The organism is Kitasatospora sp. NPDC040550, assembly GCF_055594965.1.
The window spans coordinates 60,197-74,368 of the sequence record NZ_JBVIWC010000003.1 but is presented as its reverse complement, the minus strand read 5'-3'; the positions used below and the strand labels follow the sequence as shown (position 1 = coordinate 74,368).

Here is a 14,172-nt window from a genome sequence, read left to right as displayed (position 1 = left end):
TGCCTCCCGCGCTGGCACACTCCTGCTGTGACAGTTGCAGTGTGACAGTGCGGTGCGATCAGGTCCATCGGACGGGGTGGACGGCCCGGAGGCCGGTGAACCTGGGTCGGCGGCCCGGGGCCGGCGAACCTGGGCCGGTGGTCCGGGGATGGTGAGCACGAGGGACCGGAGACGGCGAACCGGCGCCCGCCCCGGTGTCGGGGCGGGCGCCGGTCGGGGCACCTGCGGGGCCTCTCGCGGGCGGCGGGTCAGGCGAGGGCGGCGTGGTGGCGGCGGGTGACCTCGGGGTGGGCCCGGGTGTAGCCCTTCCACTCGTTGAAGCCGAAGTCGGCGAAGAGGGGGTTGGCCGGGTCCTCGGTGGCGCCGGGGGCGTGGTGGGCGAGGGGGAAGTCGAGCGGCTCGACGTGGGCGTCGAGACGGGGGTTGTAGAAGAACGGGACGGAGTAGCGCTCGCGGGCTCCGGCCGGGCTGACCACGCGGTGGCTGGTCGCCTTGAGGTAGCCGTCGGTGGCCACCTCCAGCAGTTCGCCGAGGTTGACCACGAAGGCGCCGTCGAGCGGCGGGACGTCCAGGAAGGTGCCGTCCGGGCGCTCCACCTGGAGCCCGCCGACGGTGTCCTGGAGGAGCAGGGTGATGAACCCGTAGTCCTTGTGGGCACCGACGCCCTGGCCGGCGCCGTCCGGCGCGGTGCCCGGGTAGCGGACCAGCTTGAGCCGCAGGTGGGGGTGGCCCGCGAAGGCGTCGTCGTAGAAGTCGGGGCGGGCGCCGATCGAGGTGAGGAGCTCGTGCAGCAGGCGGCGGGCGACCGCGCCGAGGTGGTCGATCCAGCCGAGCGCGGCGGTGCGCAGCTCGGGGAGCGCGGCCGGCCACTGGTTGGGGCCCTCCAGCCACCAGTACGGGGGCTCGCCGCTGCCGGGGGTGTGCGGGGGCAGCTCGGCGCCGATGTCCAGCTGGTCGCGCCAGTCCTGGCTGCCGCCGGTGCGCTCGTCGCCGGTGCGGGTGTAGCCGCGGTAGTGGGGGGAGTTGAGGTTGCTCACGGAGAGCCGGTCGGCCTCGGGGAGGGCGAAGAAGGCGCGCATGGCTCCGGTGAGAGCGGCCGTCTCCTCCGGGGTGACGCCGTGGCCGACGAGCTGGAAGAAGCCGACGCCGGTGGCGGCGGCACGGAGCTCGTCGTGCAGGCGGCGGCGGTCCTCGGGGCTGCCGTCGGCGAGCGAGAGGTCGATCACCGGGAGGGCCTCGGGGTGCGCCTCCGGGGTGGAGCCGGTTCCGGATATGGGCGTGTGCTGCTGCGTCATGTGTGACATCCGCTGGTCTCGTCCCGGCTGGTCCCGGTGGTCGACCAGGGAAGGCCGGAGCCGCGCCTGGTGGGGCGGGTGCTCCGGTAGCCGGGAGGTGGTGGCGGCCGCGTCGGGGCTGCCGTGAGGGTGGGTGGCGCGAGGTTCAGCCGGAGCGTCGACAGGACATGGTCGTCACGCGGAGCAGGTCCACGTGGCGGCGGCGAACAAGGATGAGCACCTCACCAGGGTAGATGACCCGTTCGGAGGAGGGCGAGCCCCCTGGCGCGGAGGGGCACCCCTTACTTGTCCGCGTTCAATCAATCATGCCTGCTTTCCTTCCTTTCTGCCCACTCTCCCCGCCTCCCGCCCTCGTCCTTCTCCCGGTACTGTCCCGCCCTCGTTCTCCTGTCTTCCCGTTGTCGTCGAGGTCGTCGGGGTCGTCGGGGCCGTCAGGAGTTGTTGAGGTAGGCCAGGACGGCCAGGACCCGGCGGTTGTCGTCGTCGGAAGGCTGGAGGTCGAGGCGGACGAAGATCGACGCGGTGTGCTTGGCGACCGCCCGCTCAGTGATCACCAGCTGCTGGGCGATCGCCGCGTTCGAGCGGCCCTCGGCCATCAGCGCCAGCACCTGCCGCTCGCGCGGGGAGAGGGTGGAGACCGGGCCGGCCGAGGAGTTGTGGGTGAGCAGCCGGGTGATCACCTCCGGATCCATGGCCGTACCGCCCTGGGAGACCCGGCGGACGGCGTCGAGGAACTGGGCACCGTCCAGCACGCGGTCCTTGAGCAGGTAGCCGATCCCGCCGGAGCTGCCGGCCAGCAGCTCGCGGGCGTAGAGCTGTTCCACGAACTGTGAGAGCACCAGTACGGGGAGTCCCGGGTGGGCCTGCCGGGCGGCGAGTGCCGCGCGCAGCCCCTCGTCCGTGAAGCTCGGCGGCAGTCGCACGTCGACCACGGCGATGTCGGGTCGGTCGGCGGCGATCGCGGCGAGCAGCTGCTCGCCGTTCTCGACCGCCGCGGTGACCTTCATGCCGTTGGCCTCCAGCAACCGCGTCAGCCCGTCCCGGAGGAGGAAGAGGTCTTCGGCGATGACAACGCGCACGGGATCTCCAGGTTCACGATGGTCGGTCCGCCGGACGGACTGCTGATCGCGAGTACCCCGTCGAAGGCGGCCAGTCGGCGTTCGGTTCCGCTGAGGCCGGTGCCCCGGGACGGGTCCGCGCCTCCGCGCCCGTCGTCGGTGACCGATATCCGCAGCAGCCCGTCACTGTGCCCTATCTCGATCCACATGTGCGAGGCTCCAGCGTGTTTCACCGCGTTGGCCAGCAGTTCGCTCACCGCGAAGTAGGCGGCCGACTCCACCGGGGCCGGGGCCCGGCCGGGCAGGCCGCCGGTGAAGGTGACCGGAAGGGGCAGGTCCAGCGCGGTCGCCTCCACCGCGTCGGCCAGGCCGCGGTCGGCCAGCACCGGGGGGTGGATGCCCCGGACCAAGTCCCGTAGCTCGCTGAGCGCCTTCACCGAGGACGTCCGGGCCTCGGCGAGCAGCGGCCCGAGGGCGTCCGGGTCGTGCTTCACCTGCTCCGCGACGGTCAGCAGCATGCCCAGCGCCACCAGCCGGGCCTGCGCCCCGTCGTGGAGGTCCCGCTCGATCCGGCGCAGCTCGGCCGCCCCGGCGTCGATGGTGTCCGCCCTGGTGCGTGCCAGATGGCTGACCTGGCGGGCGAGTTCGGTCTGCCGGGAGGGCCCGAGCAGGGACCTGGCCGCCTTCTCGTGCACCCGCAGGACGGGCGGTGCCGCCCACAGGAGCGCGAACGGGGCCACCCAGAAACCCATGCCGTAGACGATCGTCAGTGGGAACAGCAGTCCGTTCCGGCCGAAGATCTCCATGGCGATCGGCGTCAGCACCACGATCGCGGCCGTGAACAGCACGGCGAATCCGGTGAGGAGAGCCCAGGCGAGGTCCCGCCAGGTCGCCGGGTCGGCCAGCCAGCCGCCGGCCGACAGCCGCTGCCAGGCGCTGTTCCCCTCGGCCGGGCGGCGGTACGGCACCGGGATCGGCCGCCCGCTCCACTGCTCGACGACCCGCCGGCTCTCGGTGGCGATCCAGCGTGCGCCGAACAGCCCGAGCACCAGCAGCGACGGCGCCACCCAGAGCGAGACGGACCGGCCGCCGGGCGCGGCGCCGCCGTACAGGTGGGTCGCCGTCACCGCGAGCGCGCCCGGGGCGAACAGCACGGCCCCCACCGCCCGGCCGGAGCCGCCGGTGGCCCAGCAGAGCGCCCAGAGGGCGACCGGCCCCATCGGCACCGTCAGGATCAGCGGCCCGCCCGGCCCGAAGTGCCCGGACTCGTCCGGGCCGAACAGCGCGGCACCCAGCACGATCGGCCCGGCCAGCAGCGAGATCAGCCCCGTCACGGCCATCGTCGCCACGTACCAGGCGCGCACGCCGTCCGCGCAGGCCCGGCCCAGCCGTCGAGCCACCCCGGTGATCGCTCCCGTCCTCATGTCGCCCCCTTCCGTCCCGGGCCCCTGCGGGGACCCGAAGCCTGTGGGCCGGAGCCCTCCGTGGGCGTCCGTCCCGATCTTCCGCGGAGTCAGTCTGCCCGCCGTGATCGTCCGGCGCTCTAGGCCTGAACACCCAGTTCGGGGTGTATCTGGATACACCCCGAGGAGGCCGCTCAGACGGCTGTCCGGTCCGGACCGCGGATTCGTAGCGTGATGTTCCGTCAGCCGGTACCGGGTCCCCCGGAGCCGGACCCCGAACCCTGGAGGGCCCGTGAACGCGCCGATCATCAGGATCCGCGGCGTCAGCAAGACGTACGACCGATCCGACGCCGCCCGTCCCGCCCTGGCCGGGCTCGACCTCGACGTGCGGGCCGGCGAGGCGGTGGCGGTGCTCGGCCGCTCGGGCAGCGGCAAGTCCACCCTGCTGAACCTGGTCGCCGGCCTCGACCGCCCGAGCGAGGGCGGCGTCGAGGTGGACGGCGTGGCCGTCCACGAACTCGGCGAGGCCGCGCTCGCCGAGTACCGGCGGACCAGGATCGGCATGGTGTTCCAGTTCTTCAACCTGCTGGACGACCTGAACGTCGAGGACAACGTGCTGCTCCCGGCCCAACTCGCCGGGATGCGGCGGGAGCAGGCCCGGGCCCGGGCAGGGGAGCTGCTGGAGCGGCTCGGGGTGGCCCGGCACGCGAAGGCCTTCCCCGGTCGGCTCTCCGGCGGCGAGCGCCAGCGCGTCGCGGTGGCCCGGGCGCTGATGAACCGTCCGCCGCTGCTGCTGGCCGACGAACCGACGGGGGCACTGGACACCGCCTCCGCCGCCGACGTGCGCGACCTGCTCCGCGGGCTCAACGCCGAGGGCCAGACGATCCTGCTGGTCACCCATGACACCGCGCTCGCCGAGGCCTGTGCCGACCGGACGATCGAGCTGCTCGACGGCCGCCTGGTCCGGGACACGGCGGCGGTGCCGGCCTCCGGCGGCCGGAGCGGGGTGGGCGCATGAACGCGATGGGCAAGGTGGTCCGCGCCGGGGTGGGCCGCAGGCGGGTGCAGACCCTGGTCATGGTGCTCACCACGATGATGTCCGTGACGGCGTGCGTCCTCGCCCTCGGGCTGGTGGTCGCCGCCCAGGGCCCGTACGAGCGCGCCTTCACCGACCAGCGCGGCGCGCACCTCAACGTGCTGTACGACGGGACGAAGGCGAGCCCCGCCCAGCTGGCCGCGGCCGCGCACGTGCCCGGGGTGACGGCCTCGGCCGGCCCCTACCCAGCGGTGACCCTCCAACCGCGGGCCGGTCAGGACACCAGGATCCCGCCGGCGGGCAGCCTGCTGCCGCCGATGACGCTGGTCGGCCGGGCCCAGGACGGCCCGATGGACGACCTGCGGATCACCATGGGCCGCTGGATCGCGGGCCCCGGCGAGGTGGTGTTCCTGAACGGGCACTCCCCGCTGGCGGTCGGGGACACCGCACAGTTCCCGGAGCTGCCGGGGCACCCGACGCTCAAGGTCGTCGGCCTGGCCGACTCGGTCTCCTGGAGCGCGGACGGCTGGGTCGCCCCCGAGCAGGTGGCCGGGCTGACGGCGCCGGGTACGACACCCGCCGCCCAGTACCTCTACCGTTTCGCCCACGCGGGCAGCGACGCCGAGGTGGACGCCGACCACGCGGCGATCGCCGCCGCGGTGCCGAGCGGTGCGCTCATCAAGGCCACCTCCTACCGGCCCGCCCGGGAGGAGGCCAACCGGACGGCCTCGACCTTCGTCCCCTTCGTCACGGCCTTCGGGGTGCTCGGCCTGGCCATGTCGGTGCTGATCATCGGTGTCGTGGTCAGCGGCGCGGTGAGCGCCGCCACCCGGCGGATCGGCATCCTCAAGTCCCTGGGCTTCACTCCGGCCCAGGTGGCGCGGGCCTACGTCGGCCAGGCGCTGATCCCCGCCGGGATCGGCACCGCGCTCGGCGTGCTGGGCGGCAACCTGCTGTCCGTGCCGGTGCTGGGACTGGCCCACAAGGCCCTGCGCGGCGGCCTGCTCGGCATCCCGCCCTGGGTGGACGCGGTGGTCGCGGTCGCGGCCCTGGGCGCGGTGGTCGGCACCGCACTGGTGCCGGCCCTGCGGGCCGGGCGGCTGCGCACCGTGGAGGCGCTCGCGGTCGGCCGGACGGCGCCGGGCGCCAAGCGGGCGGCCGCCGGCGGGGCGGCGGGCCGGGCCGGAATGACGGGCCTGCTGTCCGGGGTGCGGGACGCGATCGGCCGGCTGCCGGTGCCGAGGGCCCTCAGCCTCGGGCTGGCGTCCCCGCTGAACCGGCCGGGCCGCTCGGCGACCGTCGCCGCCGCGGTGGTGCTCGGCACGGCCGGGGTCACCCTCTGCGTCGGGCTGACGCTCTCCCTGAGCTCGATCCAGGACGGCCTGGCGGCCGATCGCGCCGGCAAGGTCCTGGTCCAGGTCCCGTTCGACGGCTCCGCGCCGGTCGACCACGTGGACGAGGCGGCCGTGGCGAAGGCGATCGAATCCCGCCCCGGGACACGGGCCTGGTACAGCAGCGTGCCCGCCTCGGCGACGGTCGCCGGGAGCACCGACCGGGCCGAACTCGTGGCCTTCACCGGCGACGCCTCCTGGAGCGGCTTCCAGATGGTCACGGGCCGCTGGTTCCACGGCGCCGGCGAGACGGTGGTCAGCGCCGCCTTCCTGCGGGCCAACCAGTTGAAGGTGGGGGACACCGTCACCCTCGCCGACCACGGGCGCACCACCCCGGCGAGGATCACCGGGGAGGTCATGACCACCCAGGACGTGGTGTTCCTGGACCGCGCCGCGCTGGAGCCGCTCGGCAGCGTGGTCCACGTCGAGGCGTTCTCCTTCCACATCGACCTCACCGCGGGCACCGACGCGGCGTCCTTCGCCGACGGCCTGGACGCGGTGGTGAAGCCGATGGGGCTGAGCGCCGACCCCGGAGAGGCGCACATCAACATCGTGGTGCTGGCGGTGAACACCCTGGCGGGCACGCTCACCCTGCTGCTCTCGGTTGTGGCGGGGCTCGGGGTGCTCAACACCGTGCTGCTGGACACCCGGGACCGGGTGCACGACCTGGGGGTGCTCAAGGCCCTCGGGATGTCACCCCGGCAGACCGTCGGCATGGTGCTCACCTCGGTCTGCGGCAGCGGCCTGCTGGCAGGCCTGATCGGGGTCCCGATCGGGGTCGGGGCGCACCACCTGGTGATGCCGGCGATGGCCCGCGCCGCCGGTATCGGGGTGCCGGACGCGGACCTCACGGTGTTCGCCCCGTCGGTGGTGGGGCCGCTGATATTCGGCGGGGTGGCGCTGGCGCTGCTCGGAGCCCTCCTGCCCGCGACCTGGGCCGCCCGCACCCGGACGGTCACGGCCCTACGGACGGAGTGACGACGGTGCGCCCCGGAGGGTGACGGGCCCGCTCCGGTAGGGGCCGTCCCCTCCGGGAGTGGGCCGTCCCCTCCGTGACGGTCGGCAGAACGGAGACCGCCTCGTTGGAGATCCAGTGGGCGGGCAGCTCGCGCATGGTCGCCGCGAACTCCTCCCGCGCCTCCGGCGACAAGTAGGCGAGCACCGCGCTGTGGAACACCACCGGCGTCGAACCCGCCGGGGCCTGCGCCACCAACTCCCTTACGGTGGCGTTCAGATCACCGCGCACCAGCAGCGGCGGTTCGGCCCGGGCGACCTGGACGGCGCCGCGCAGCCGCTCCAGCCGGTGGGTCTGTTCCGGCCGCACCAGGGACTCCAGCCAGCGCATGTCCTCCTCGGACCGGACGTCCAGCGGATCGAGGTCGACCCCGGTCCGCCACACCACCTCGGGCAGCCGCTCCCGCAGGGCGTCCAGTGGGGGCACCGGCCCGCTCACCGCGCAGTCCAGCGTCACCGGGCTGCCGGCCGCGCCGAATTCCGCAGCCGAACCGGCCGAACCGGCCGAACCGGCCGAACTGGCTGAACCGGCCGCGCCGTTGGCATCGACCGCACCACCGCTACCGGCAATACCGGTACCAGCCACGTACCGGTACCGATACCGATCGGGGTACAGGCAGAGCCCGGCCGAGGCGCCCACCTCGATCAGCGCCAGCGGCTGCGGTAGCGAGGCCAGCATTGGCAGCAGGGTGGCGCAGCGGCCAGCCTCGTTGGTCTGGGTCCGCCGCTCCAGCATCGCCGCCGAGACCTCGGCCCACCGCTCCACCGTCCAGGCGCGGAAGGCCGGCCAGCCCTCCGTCACCGGTCCGTCGAGGTGCCGCACCGCGCCGCTACACCCCCCGTACTGCCTGCGCCGCCGACGCCGGAGCTGCTGCCGACGCCGGAGCTGCCACCGATCGGAGTGCGGCCACCAGCGCCCCGAGTACCGGCTGCCCCCAGGCGCCCTCCCGTACGACGGCGTGCAGGGTCCGTACCGGCTCCGGGCCGCGCACCCGGCAGACCGTGACCCCCGGATGGCGCTGTGTCAGGCCCAGTTCCGGAAGCAGTGACACCCCCAGTCCCGCCGCGACGAAGCCCTGCGCGGTGACGTAGTCCGCGCCGTCCACCGCGAGCGTCGGGCGGAACCCGGCCGCGTCGCAGGCGTCCTCCACCAGGCTCCGACAGGGGCCGGGCGGCTCGGCGCCGACCCAGGGCTCGTCCGCCAGCTCGGACAGGTCCAGCACGCGCCGCCCGGCCAGCCGGTGCCCCCGGGGCAGCACGGCGCGGTACGGATCGTCCTGCAGGTGCACCAACCGCAGGCCGGTCGGGGCCTCCTCGGACCGGAACACCACCGCGAGGTCGGCCCGGCCGTCCCGTACCTCGATGAGCGGGTCGGTGGGGTCGGTCAGGCCCAGGTCGAGCCGCACGCCCGGGTACTCGCGGCGGAAGACGGCCAACGCGGGTGCCACCAGGGCGGAGCCGGCCGTGGTGAAGTACCGGACGGTCAGGCAGCCGGTGCGTCCGGCCCGCAGGTCGGCCAGTGCCGCACCCGCCTCGGCGACCTGCCGGTCGATGGCTGCCGCGTGTCCGGCGAGCAGCAGCCCGGCGGCGGTCGGCCGCACGCCCCGCCCGATCCGTTCCAGCAGTGCCGTCCCGGTCTCCCGTTCCAGCGTCGTCACCTGCTGGCTGACGGCGGACGGGGTGTAGCCGAGAGCGGCGGCGGCCGCGCTCACCGAGCCGTGGTCGACCACGGCTCGCAGCACCTGCATCCGGCGGACGTCGAGTGAGGCATTCATACAGCGCAGCTTAAAGGTGGTTCAGAACTTTTCGCTTGTGCTAAGTGATCACCGCGCGCGACCGTCATCGGGCACCCCGACACCCGGCCGACAGCCCACACCCGGCCGATACCCCACACCCGGCCGACACCCGGAACCCGACCGACACCACCACCGACAAGGAGCTGGACCGTGCTGCGGATGGCCGTCCTCGCACTGCTCTGGGGCTCAGGCTTCCTCTGGATCAGGCTCGCACTGCAACACGGGCTCACCCCGGTGCAGATCACCGTGCTGCGCGCCGCCCTCGGTGCCGCCGTCCTGCTGCTGCTCGCCCGCTCCGCAGGGCAACGCCTGCCACGCGGCGGCGCGCTCTGGCGGCGGCTCGCCGTGGCCGCGTTCTTCTGCAACGCCCTGCCGTTCCTGCTGACCGCCTACGGCGAACGCAGCGTCGGCTCCGGCCTGGCCGGGGTGCTGCACGCGACCACCCCGCTCTGGTCGCTGCTGATCGGCCTCGCCCTCGGGACCGAGCGCGCCCGGGGCCCACTGTGCCTCGCCGGTCTGCTGCTCGGCTTCGCCGGTGTGCTGCTGATCCTCGCCCCGTGGCGCGACGGCAGCGGCATCGGTGACGGCATCGGTGACGGAAGCGGCGGTGCCGGCGGAGGCCTCAGCATCCCCGGGGCGCTCACCCTGCTGGGCGCGGCGGCGAGTTACGCCATCGCCTTCGCCTACATGGCCCGAGCATTCGCCGGGACGGCCACCGCCCCGCTCGCCCTCTCCGCCGCCCAGCTCTCCGCCGCCGCCGGGCTGAGCACGATCGCCCTGCCCACGGTCGGCCCGCTGAACCCGCTCGCCGGCGCCGATCCGCTCGGCCTGGCCGCCGTCACCGTCCTCGGCATCGCCTGCACCGGGCTGACCTTCCACCTCAACTACCGCCTGATCGCCACCGAGGGCCCGACCGGCGCCGCCACCGTCGGCTACCTGCTGCCGGTCGTGTCCACCGTGCTGGGCGCCCTGGTCCTCGGCGAGCAGCTGACCGTGCGGGCGGTGGCCGGGATGGCCGTCGTCCTCGCCGGGGTGTTCCTCGTGAAGCGCCGGCCGAAGCCCGCCCTCGCCCCCGCCCTCGCCCTCGCCCCTGCCCCAGCCGCAGCCCCCGTACCGGCGGACCCCGCCCCCGTACCGACGAGCCCCGCTTCCGCCCCCGCCCCCGCCCCCGCCCCCGTCCTCCCGGACCTCGCACATGACTGAACGGACCATGCACCCCGACTCCCTCTGGCGGATCCCCGACTTCCGCACCCTTTTCACCGCCACCGCTCTCACCCAACTCGGCACCAACGTCGGCTACGTCGCCGTCCCCCTGGTCGCCGTCGAGGCCCTCGATGCGGGCCCCGGCCAGGCCGGTCTGCTCGCCACCCTGAGCACCCTGGCCTTCCTGCTCATCGGCCTGCCCGCCGGCGCCTGGGTCGACCGGATGCACCACCGTCGCGTCCTGATCGTGGCCGACCTGGTGAAGGCCGCGCTCTACGCCTCCGTCCCGCTGGCCTGGTGGCTCGGCGGGCTCACCCTCGGGCAGCTGTACGCGGTCGCGCTGCTCACCGGCGCTGCCACGGTCTTCTTCGACATCGGCTCGCAGAGCGTGCTGCCCGGGCTGGTCGGCCGGGAGCACCTGGTGGACGCGAACTCCGCCGTGGTCGGGTTGATGGCGGTCGGCAATGTCGCCGGGCGTGGCGCGGGCGGGATGCTGGTCCAACTGCTCACCGCGCCAGTGGCGATCGCGGTGACCGCGCTCAGCCACCTCGGCTCCGCCCTGCGGCTGACCGCGCTGCGCCGCACCCCCGCCGATGACGTCCCCACCGCCACCTACCCCGACGTCGCCACCCGCCCCGACACCGCCACTGACCCCGACGCCCCCACCCCCGGCCTCGGCGCGCAGATCGCCGAGGGCCTGAGGCACGTCCTCGGTAACCCGGAGTTGCGGGCCCTGGCCGCCACCGCCTCCCTCAACAACCTCGGCTCGCAACTGGTCAACACCCTGCTCCCGGTGCTGTTCGTACGTGAACTCGATCTCCCCGCCTGGGCGTTGGGCCTGTTCTGGGCGGTCGGCGGGGTCGGCATCCTGCTCGGTTCGCGCTGCGCCCGCCCGGTCTCCGCCCGGCTCGGCGACGGTCGCACCCTCGCCCTGGCGGGCCTGTGCCTGGCGCCCGCCGGACTGCTGGTGCCGGTGATCGGCGGCGGGCCGTGGCTGCTCCTGGCCGGGGCGGGCTGGCTGCTGGTCTCGCTCAAGACCGGCATGGACAACGTGCTCGGGGTGAGCCTGCGTCAGCGGATGACCTCGGACCACCTGCTCGGCCGGATGAACGCCACCTTCCGCTTCCTGCTCTTCGGTGCGCTCGCGATCGGCTCCGCGCTCTCCGGGCTGCTCGGTGAACTCCTCGGCCTGCGCACCACGCTCTGGCTCGGCGGGGCCGTCCTCGCGACGGCCTTCCTGCCGGTCTACCTGTCCCCGCTGCGCACCCGCCGCCGACCACCGTCCGCAGCACCGGTGAGCACGGCCACCAACACCCCCACCGATACGGTCCCGACCCGCACCGCCGTCACCAACACCCCCACCGATACGGTCCCCACCGGTTCGGCGCTTACCACCCCGGCCCGGTACCGTGCCGCGGCTGCCAGTCCAGCCCCGGGTCCGGACGCGGACGGACGGTGTACACCAGCGCGATGACCGACCAGACCACCACGGTCAGCAGCGCGTAGAACAGCAGCAGCGCCCAGAACGGCGTGGTGGACAGGCTCCGGTCCTCGAACCGGCACCAGGCGTCCGGCGGGAGCCAGGACGCGCCCGTCTCCAGCAGCCGGCCGCCGCCCGACACCAGGCCGCGTTCGCAGCGCTCCCCGTAGTCCAGCGACCGCACGTACAGCAGGGCGTACAGCGCGCCCGCCGAGGCGAGGGAGAGGACGGCGCCGATGCCGAGGAGCACCACCCGTCTTCGCCCGGCCGCCGTACGGATGTTCGTCACCGGGGCAGCGTACCGGCGCGGCGGCACCGGCCGAGGGAGGAGCGCCCCCGTCGTTCAGCCGAGCAGCCCGCCCAGGTGTCCGTCCTCCGCGAGCAGGCGCCAGGACCGCCCGGGCGAGGCGAAGGCCTCCGGATCGACGCCCTCGACCAGCCGGTCCACCACGGTGCTCAGCAGCGACTGCGGATCGAACACCGCCCAGATGTCCCGGCTCCGGCCGTGCTCCCAGCGCTCCCACTCGGCACGCAGCCGCTCGTACGTCCACAGGGCGTAGAGCAGGGCGGTCAGGTCGCGGTTGAGGTAGGCCTCGGGCTGCCCGTCGTCGTACCAGTCAGGCAGTTCGAGCCGTCCGGTGGCGCCGTCCAGGGCGATGGTGAGGTCGGACGGCCAGTCCCCGAGAGCGAGGTAGTCCCGCTGGTACGGGCGTTCCTCCTCGCCGTCGAAGTACTCGGGGTACGCCTCCGCCATGGTGACCAGCGGCTCCTCGCACACCCCGAACATCGCGCCGCCGAGCGGAAGTCCGACCTCGGTCAGCAGTCGGCGGGTCGGCTCGTGGGTGAGGGCGGCGGGCAGTGCCTCCGGCCGGAACCGGTGCACCCGGCCCGCTCCGCCGTCCTCGTCGGTCAGCGCCGCGAGCTCGGTGACCAGTTCGGTGCCGACCCGGTACGCGGGGCCGCCCGGGCCGCCGGGCAGCGCACCCCAGCCCAGGGCGCGGACCAGCAGGGCCGTGCCCCAGTGCGCGGGCGTGGCGTCGTGCCCGAACAGCCCGGGGTCGATCTCCCGCATCCGCCGCTCGGCGCCGGCCGTCACCTCGGCCACCACCGCGGGCCCGCGCCGGCCGTCCAGCGCCTCCGGGCGCCGGGCCGCCTCGCCCACGGCCTCCACCTCCCGCACCAGCGCGGCCAGCGCGGGCAGGTCGGAGGCCAGCTGGTCCCGCCGGGGGCCGCCGTTGCCGAGGAACACCTCGCCGGTGGCCCCGTCCAGCAGCACCAGGTCGCCGACGGGGGCGAAGGGGGTGCAGTAGTCCGTCTCCCCGAGGACGAAGAGCCGCTCGGCGCCGGCGGTCGGGAGGGCTTTCAGCGAGCCGCCGCCGAGCACCCGGAAGTCCAGGAACGCCCCGGTCGCCGGCAGCCCCTCCCGCACCAGGAACTCCCGGCTCCCCCCGTGCACCACGCCACCCGGCACCCCGGCCACCCGCACACACTCCACGTGCCCCCGCCCTTCCCCGTTCCGCCCCCTGTCCCACCCGACCCTAGCGGGCCGACCCGACAGCGCAGCCGCCCCTCCGGACCTGCCGGTCCGCACCTGCCCTTCCACGCCCGCCCCTCCGCACCAGTGCCTACGGGAGCACCACCTCGTCCACGTTCCACCGCTCCGGCAGGTCCGCGTCGCAGAAGACGCAGACGTGGTGCCCCTCCCGGACGATGCCGCACTGCCCGCACCCGGGGCAGCGCCGGAAGACCACGGCGTGCGTGAAGCCGCCCGGGTGCGGCAGCCCCAGCCGGTCGAGGGCGGCGGCCACGGCGGGCCAGGAGGCGAGGTCGGGACAGTAGCCGGTGGAGAGGTTGCTGACCGTCCCGACCTCCCAGCCCCCGCCGTCCGCGCGCCGGAACCCGATCTCCCCGGCGCCCAGCACCGGCTCCCCGCCCGCGCAGGCCACGTGCTCGCTGCGGCGCGGGGCGAGCCGCAGCGCGCCGCCCAGGTCGACGACGTAGGTGAAGGGCTCCGCCAACTCGGCCGCCGCCCGCCCATCCGCCCAGGCGACGAAGTCGCCCTCGGTGCGCACGGGCCTGTCGCCCGGACCGCCGGCGGCCCACGGCCGCAACTCCGCCGGCCGCAACTCCGGCGGCCCCACATAGCGGTACGCCCGCCCGAAGCCCTCCTCGACCTCCGCCGCAACACCCCGCCCGGCCAGTCGCACCCGCCACCACGCCATCTCGACGGCCGTCCCGTTCAGCCCGAACTCCCTTAGTTCGTCGAGCAGTTCGCGAGCCTCCAGGAGTGTGCCCCCGGCCTCGTCCCGCAACACCCGCAGGGCCGCCACCGGATCGCCGAGCGGCCCGGCGAGCCGCAGCCGGGCCGGACCGTGGGCGGCCAGCAGCGCCGCCCGGACGTCCGCCGGCATCGCCTCCGGGCCGGAGTGCTCGCACATGTACAGGTCGCAGGACGGGCAGTGCAGCTCGGAGTCCCACCACAACTCCCGCCCGCGG

At 74.5% G+C, this 14,172-nt stretch carries 12 protein-coding genes; 4 read left to right on the top strand and 8 right to left on the bottom strand.

Annotated features, from left to right (window positions below; all coding sequences use genetic code 11):
* Positions 1-248: 248 nt before the first annotated feature.
* The 3 genes from ACZ58X_RS05595 to ACZ58X_RS05585 all read right to left on the bottom strand — a co-directional run bounded on the left by ACZ58X_RS05595 (position 249) and on the right by ACZ58X_RS05585 (position 3,777).
* On the bottom strand, positions 249-1,295 hold the full coding sequence (locus ACZ58X_RS05595; RefSeq protein WP_470332408.1) for an isopenicillin N synthase family dioxygenase: 1,047 nt from the start codon (positions 1,293-1,295) through the stop codon (positions 249-251).
* Between the two features lie 431 nt (positions 1,296-1,726).
* Positions 1,727-2,374, bottom strand: a complete 648-nt coding sequence (locus tag ACZ58X_RS05590; RefSeq protein WP_375891184.1) for a response regulator — start codon at positions 2,372-2,374, stop codon at positions 1,727-1,729.
* On the bottom strand, positions 2,326-3,777 hold the full coding sequence (locus ACZ58X_RS05585) for a sensor histidine kinase (protein ID WP_470332407.1): 1,452 nt from the start codon (positions 3,775-3,777) through the stop codon (positions 2,326-2,328). Before ACZ58X_RS05585 ends, ACZ58X_RS05590 begins: the two co-directional genes overlap by 49 nt.
* Before the next feature lie 271 nt (positions 3,778-4,048).
* Between ACZ58X_RS05585 and ACZ58X_RS05580 the strand changes: the two genes are divergently transcribed.
* A complete protein-coding gene (locus tag ACZ58X_RS05580; RefSeq protein ID WP_470332406.1) occupies positions 4,049-4,774 on the top strand; it encodes an ABC transporter ATP-binding protein in 726 nt (241 codons plus the stop codon).
* The gene (locus tag ACZ58X_RS05575) at positions 4,771-7,161 is read left to right on the top strand and encodes an FtsX-like permease family protein (RefSeq protein ID WP_470332405.1); all 2,391 of its coding nucleotides are present in this window, start codon (positions 4,771-4,773) and stop codon (positions 7,159-7,161) included. The genes ACZ58X_RS05580 and ACZ58X_RS05575 overlap by 4 nt, the downstream gene beginning before the upstream one ends.
* Here ACZ58X_RS05575 and ACZ58X_RS05570 read toward each other — a convergent pair.
* Together ACZ58X_RS05570 and ACZ58X_RS05565 are read right to left on the bottom strand one after the other, a co-directional pair.
* A complete protein-coding gene (locus tag ACZ58X_RS05570; protein WP_470332404.1) occupies positions 7,139-8,020 on the bottom strand; it encodes a DUF2332 domain-containing protein in 882 nt (293 codons plus the stop codon). The genes ACZ58X_RS05575 and ACZ58X_RS05570 overlap by 23 nt on opposite strands.
* 7 nt (positions 8,021-8,027) lie before the next feature.
* On the bottom strand, positions 8,028-8,945 hold the full coding sequence (locus ACZ58X_RS05565) for a LysR family transcriptional regulator (RefSeq protein ID WP_470332733.1): 918 nt from the start codon (positions 8,943-8,945) through the stop codon (positions 8,028-8,030).
* Positions 8,946-9,152: 207 nt separating this feature from the next.
* Here ACZ58X_RS05565 and ACZ58X_RS05560 point away from each other — a divergent pair, with 207 nt between their 5' ends.
* Both ACZ58X_RS05560 and ACZ58X_RS05555 read left to right on the top strand, forming a co-directional pair.
* Positions 9,153-10,196, top strand: coding sequence for a DMT family transporter (locus ACZ58X_RS05560; RefSeq protein WP_470332732.1), 1,044 nt, complete (start codon positions 9,153-9,155; stop codon positions 10,194-10,196).
* Positions 10,189-11,670, top strand: coding sequence for an MFS transporter (locus tag ACZ58X_RS05555; RefSeq protein ID WP_470332403.1), 1,482 nt, complete (start codon positions 10,189-10,191; stop codon positions 11,668-11,670). Before ACZ58X_RS05560 ends, ACZ58X_RS05555 begins: the two co-directional genes overlap by 8 nt.
* On the opposite strand, the gene ACZ58X_RS05550 is transcribed toward ACZ58X_RS05555, so the two are convergent.
* From ACZ58X_RS05550 to ACZ58X_RS05540, 3 genes are all read right to left on the bottom strand, one after another.
* Positions 11,585-11,926 carry a hypothetical protein gene (locus ACZ58X_RS05550; RefSeq protein WP_470332402.1) on the bottom strand — a complete coding sequence of 114 codons (342 nt, stop codon included), beginning with the start codon at positions 11,924-11,926 and terminating at the stop codon, positions 11,585-11,587. The two genes, ACZ58X_RS05555 and ACZ58X_RS05550, sit on opposite strands and share 86 nt — an antisense overlap.
* A 93-nt stretch (positions 11,927-12,019) precedes the next feature.
* Positions 12,020-13,171, bottom strand: a complete 1,152-nt coding sequence (locus ACZ58X_RS05545; RefSeq protein ID WP_470332401.1) for an SUKH-4 family immunity protein — start codon at positions 13,169-13,171, stop codon at positions 12,020-12,022.
* Positions 13,172-13,301: 130 nt separating this feature from the next.
* Positions 13,302-14,159, bottom strand: a complete 858-nt coding sequence (locus ACZ58X_RS05540; RefSeq protein ID WP_470332400.1) for a hypothetical protein — start codon at positions 14,157-14,159, stop codon at positions 13,302-13,304.
* Positions 14,160-14,172: the final 13 nt, after the last annotated feature.

Bases quoted from the DNA above. Each gene is read 5' to 3' on its own strand.
- ACZ58X_RS05585 (WP_470332407.1), bottom strand. From the start codon at position 3,777: ATGAGGACGGGAGCGATCACCGGGGTGGCTCGACGGCTGGGCCGGGCC.
- ACZ58X_RS05565 (WP_470332733.1), bottom strand. From the start codon at position 8,945: ATGCAGGTGCTGCGAGCCGTGGTCGACCACGGCTCGGTGAGCGCGGCC.
- ACZ58X_RS05555 (WP_470332403.1), top strand. From the start codon at position 10,189: ATGACTGAACGGACCATGCACCCCGACTCCCTCTGGCGGATCCCCGAC.
- ACZ58X_RS05575 (WP_470332405.1), top strand. From the start codon at position 4,771: ATGAACGCGATGGGCAAGGTGGTCCGCGCCGGGGTGGGCCGCAGGCGG.
- ACZ58X_RS05560 (WP_470332732.1), top strand. From the start codon at position 9,153: ATGGCCGTCCTCGCACTGCTCTGGGGCTCAGGCTTCCTCTGGATCAGG.
- ACZ58X_RS05595 (WP_470332408.1), bottom strand. From the start codon at position 1,295: ATGACGCAGCAGCACACGCCCATATCCGGAACCGGCTCCACCCCGGAG.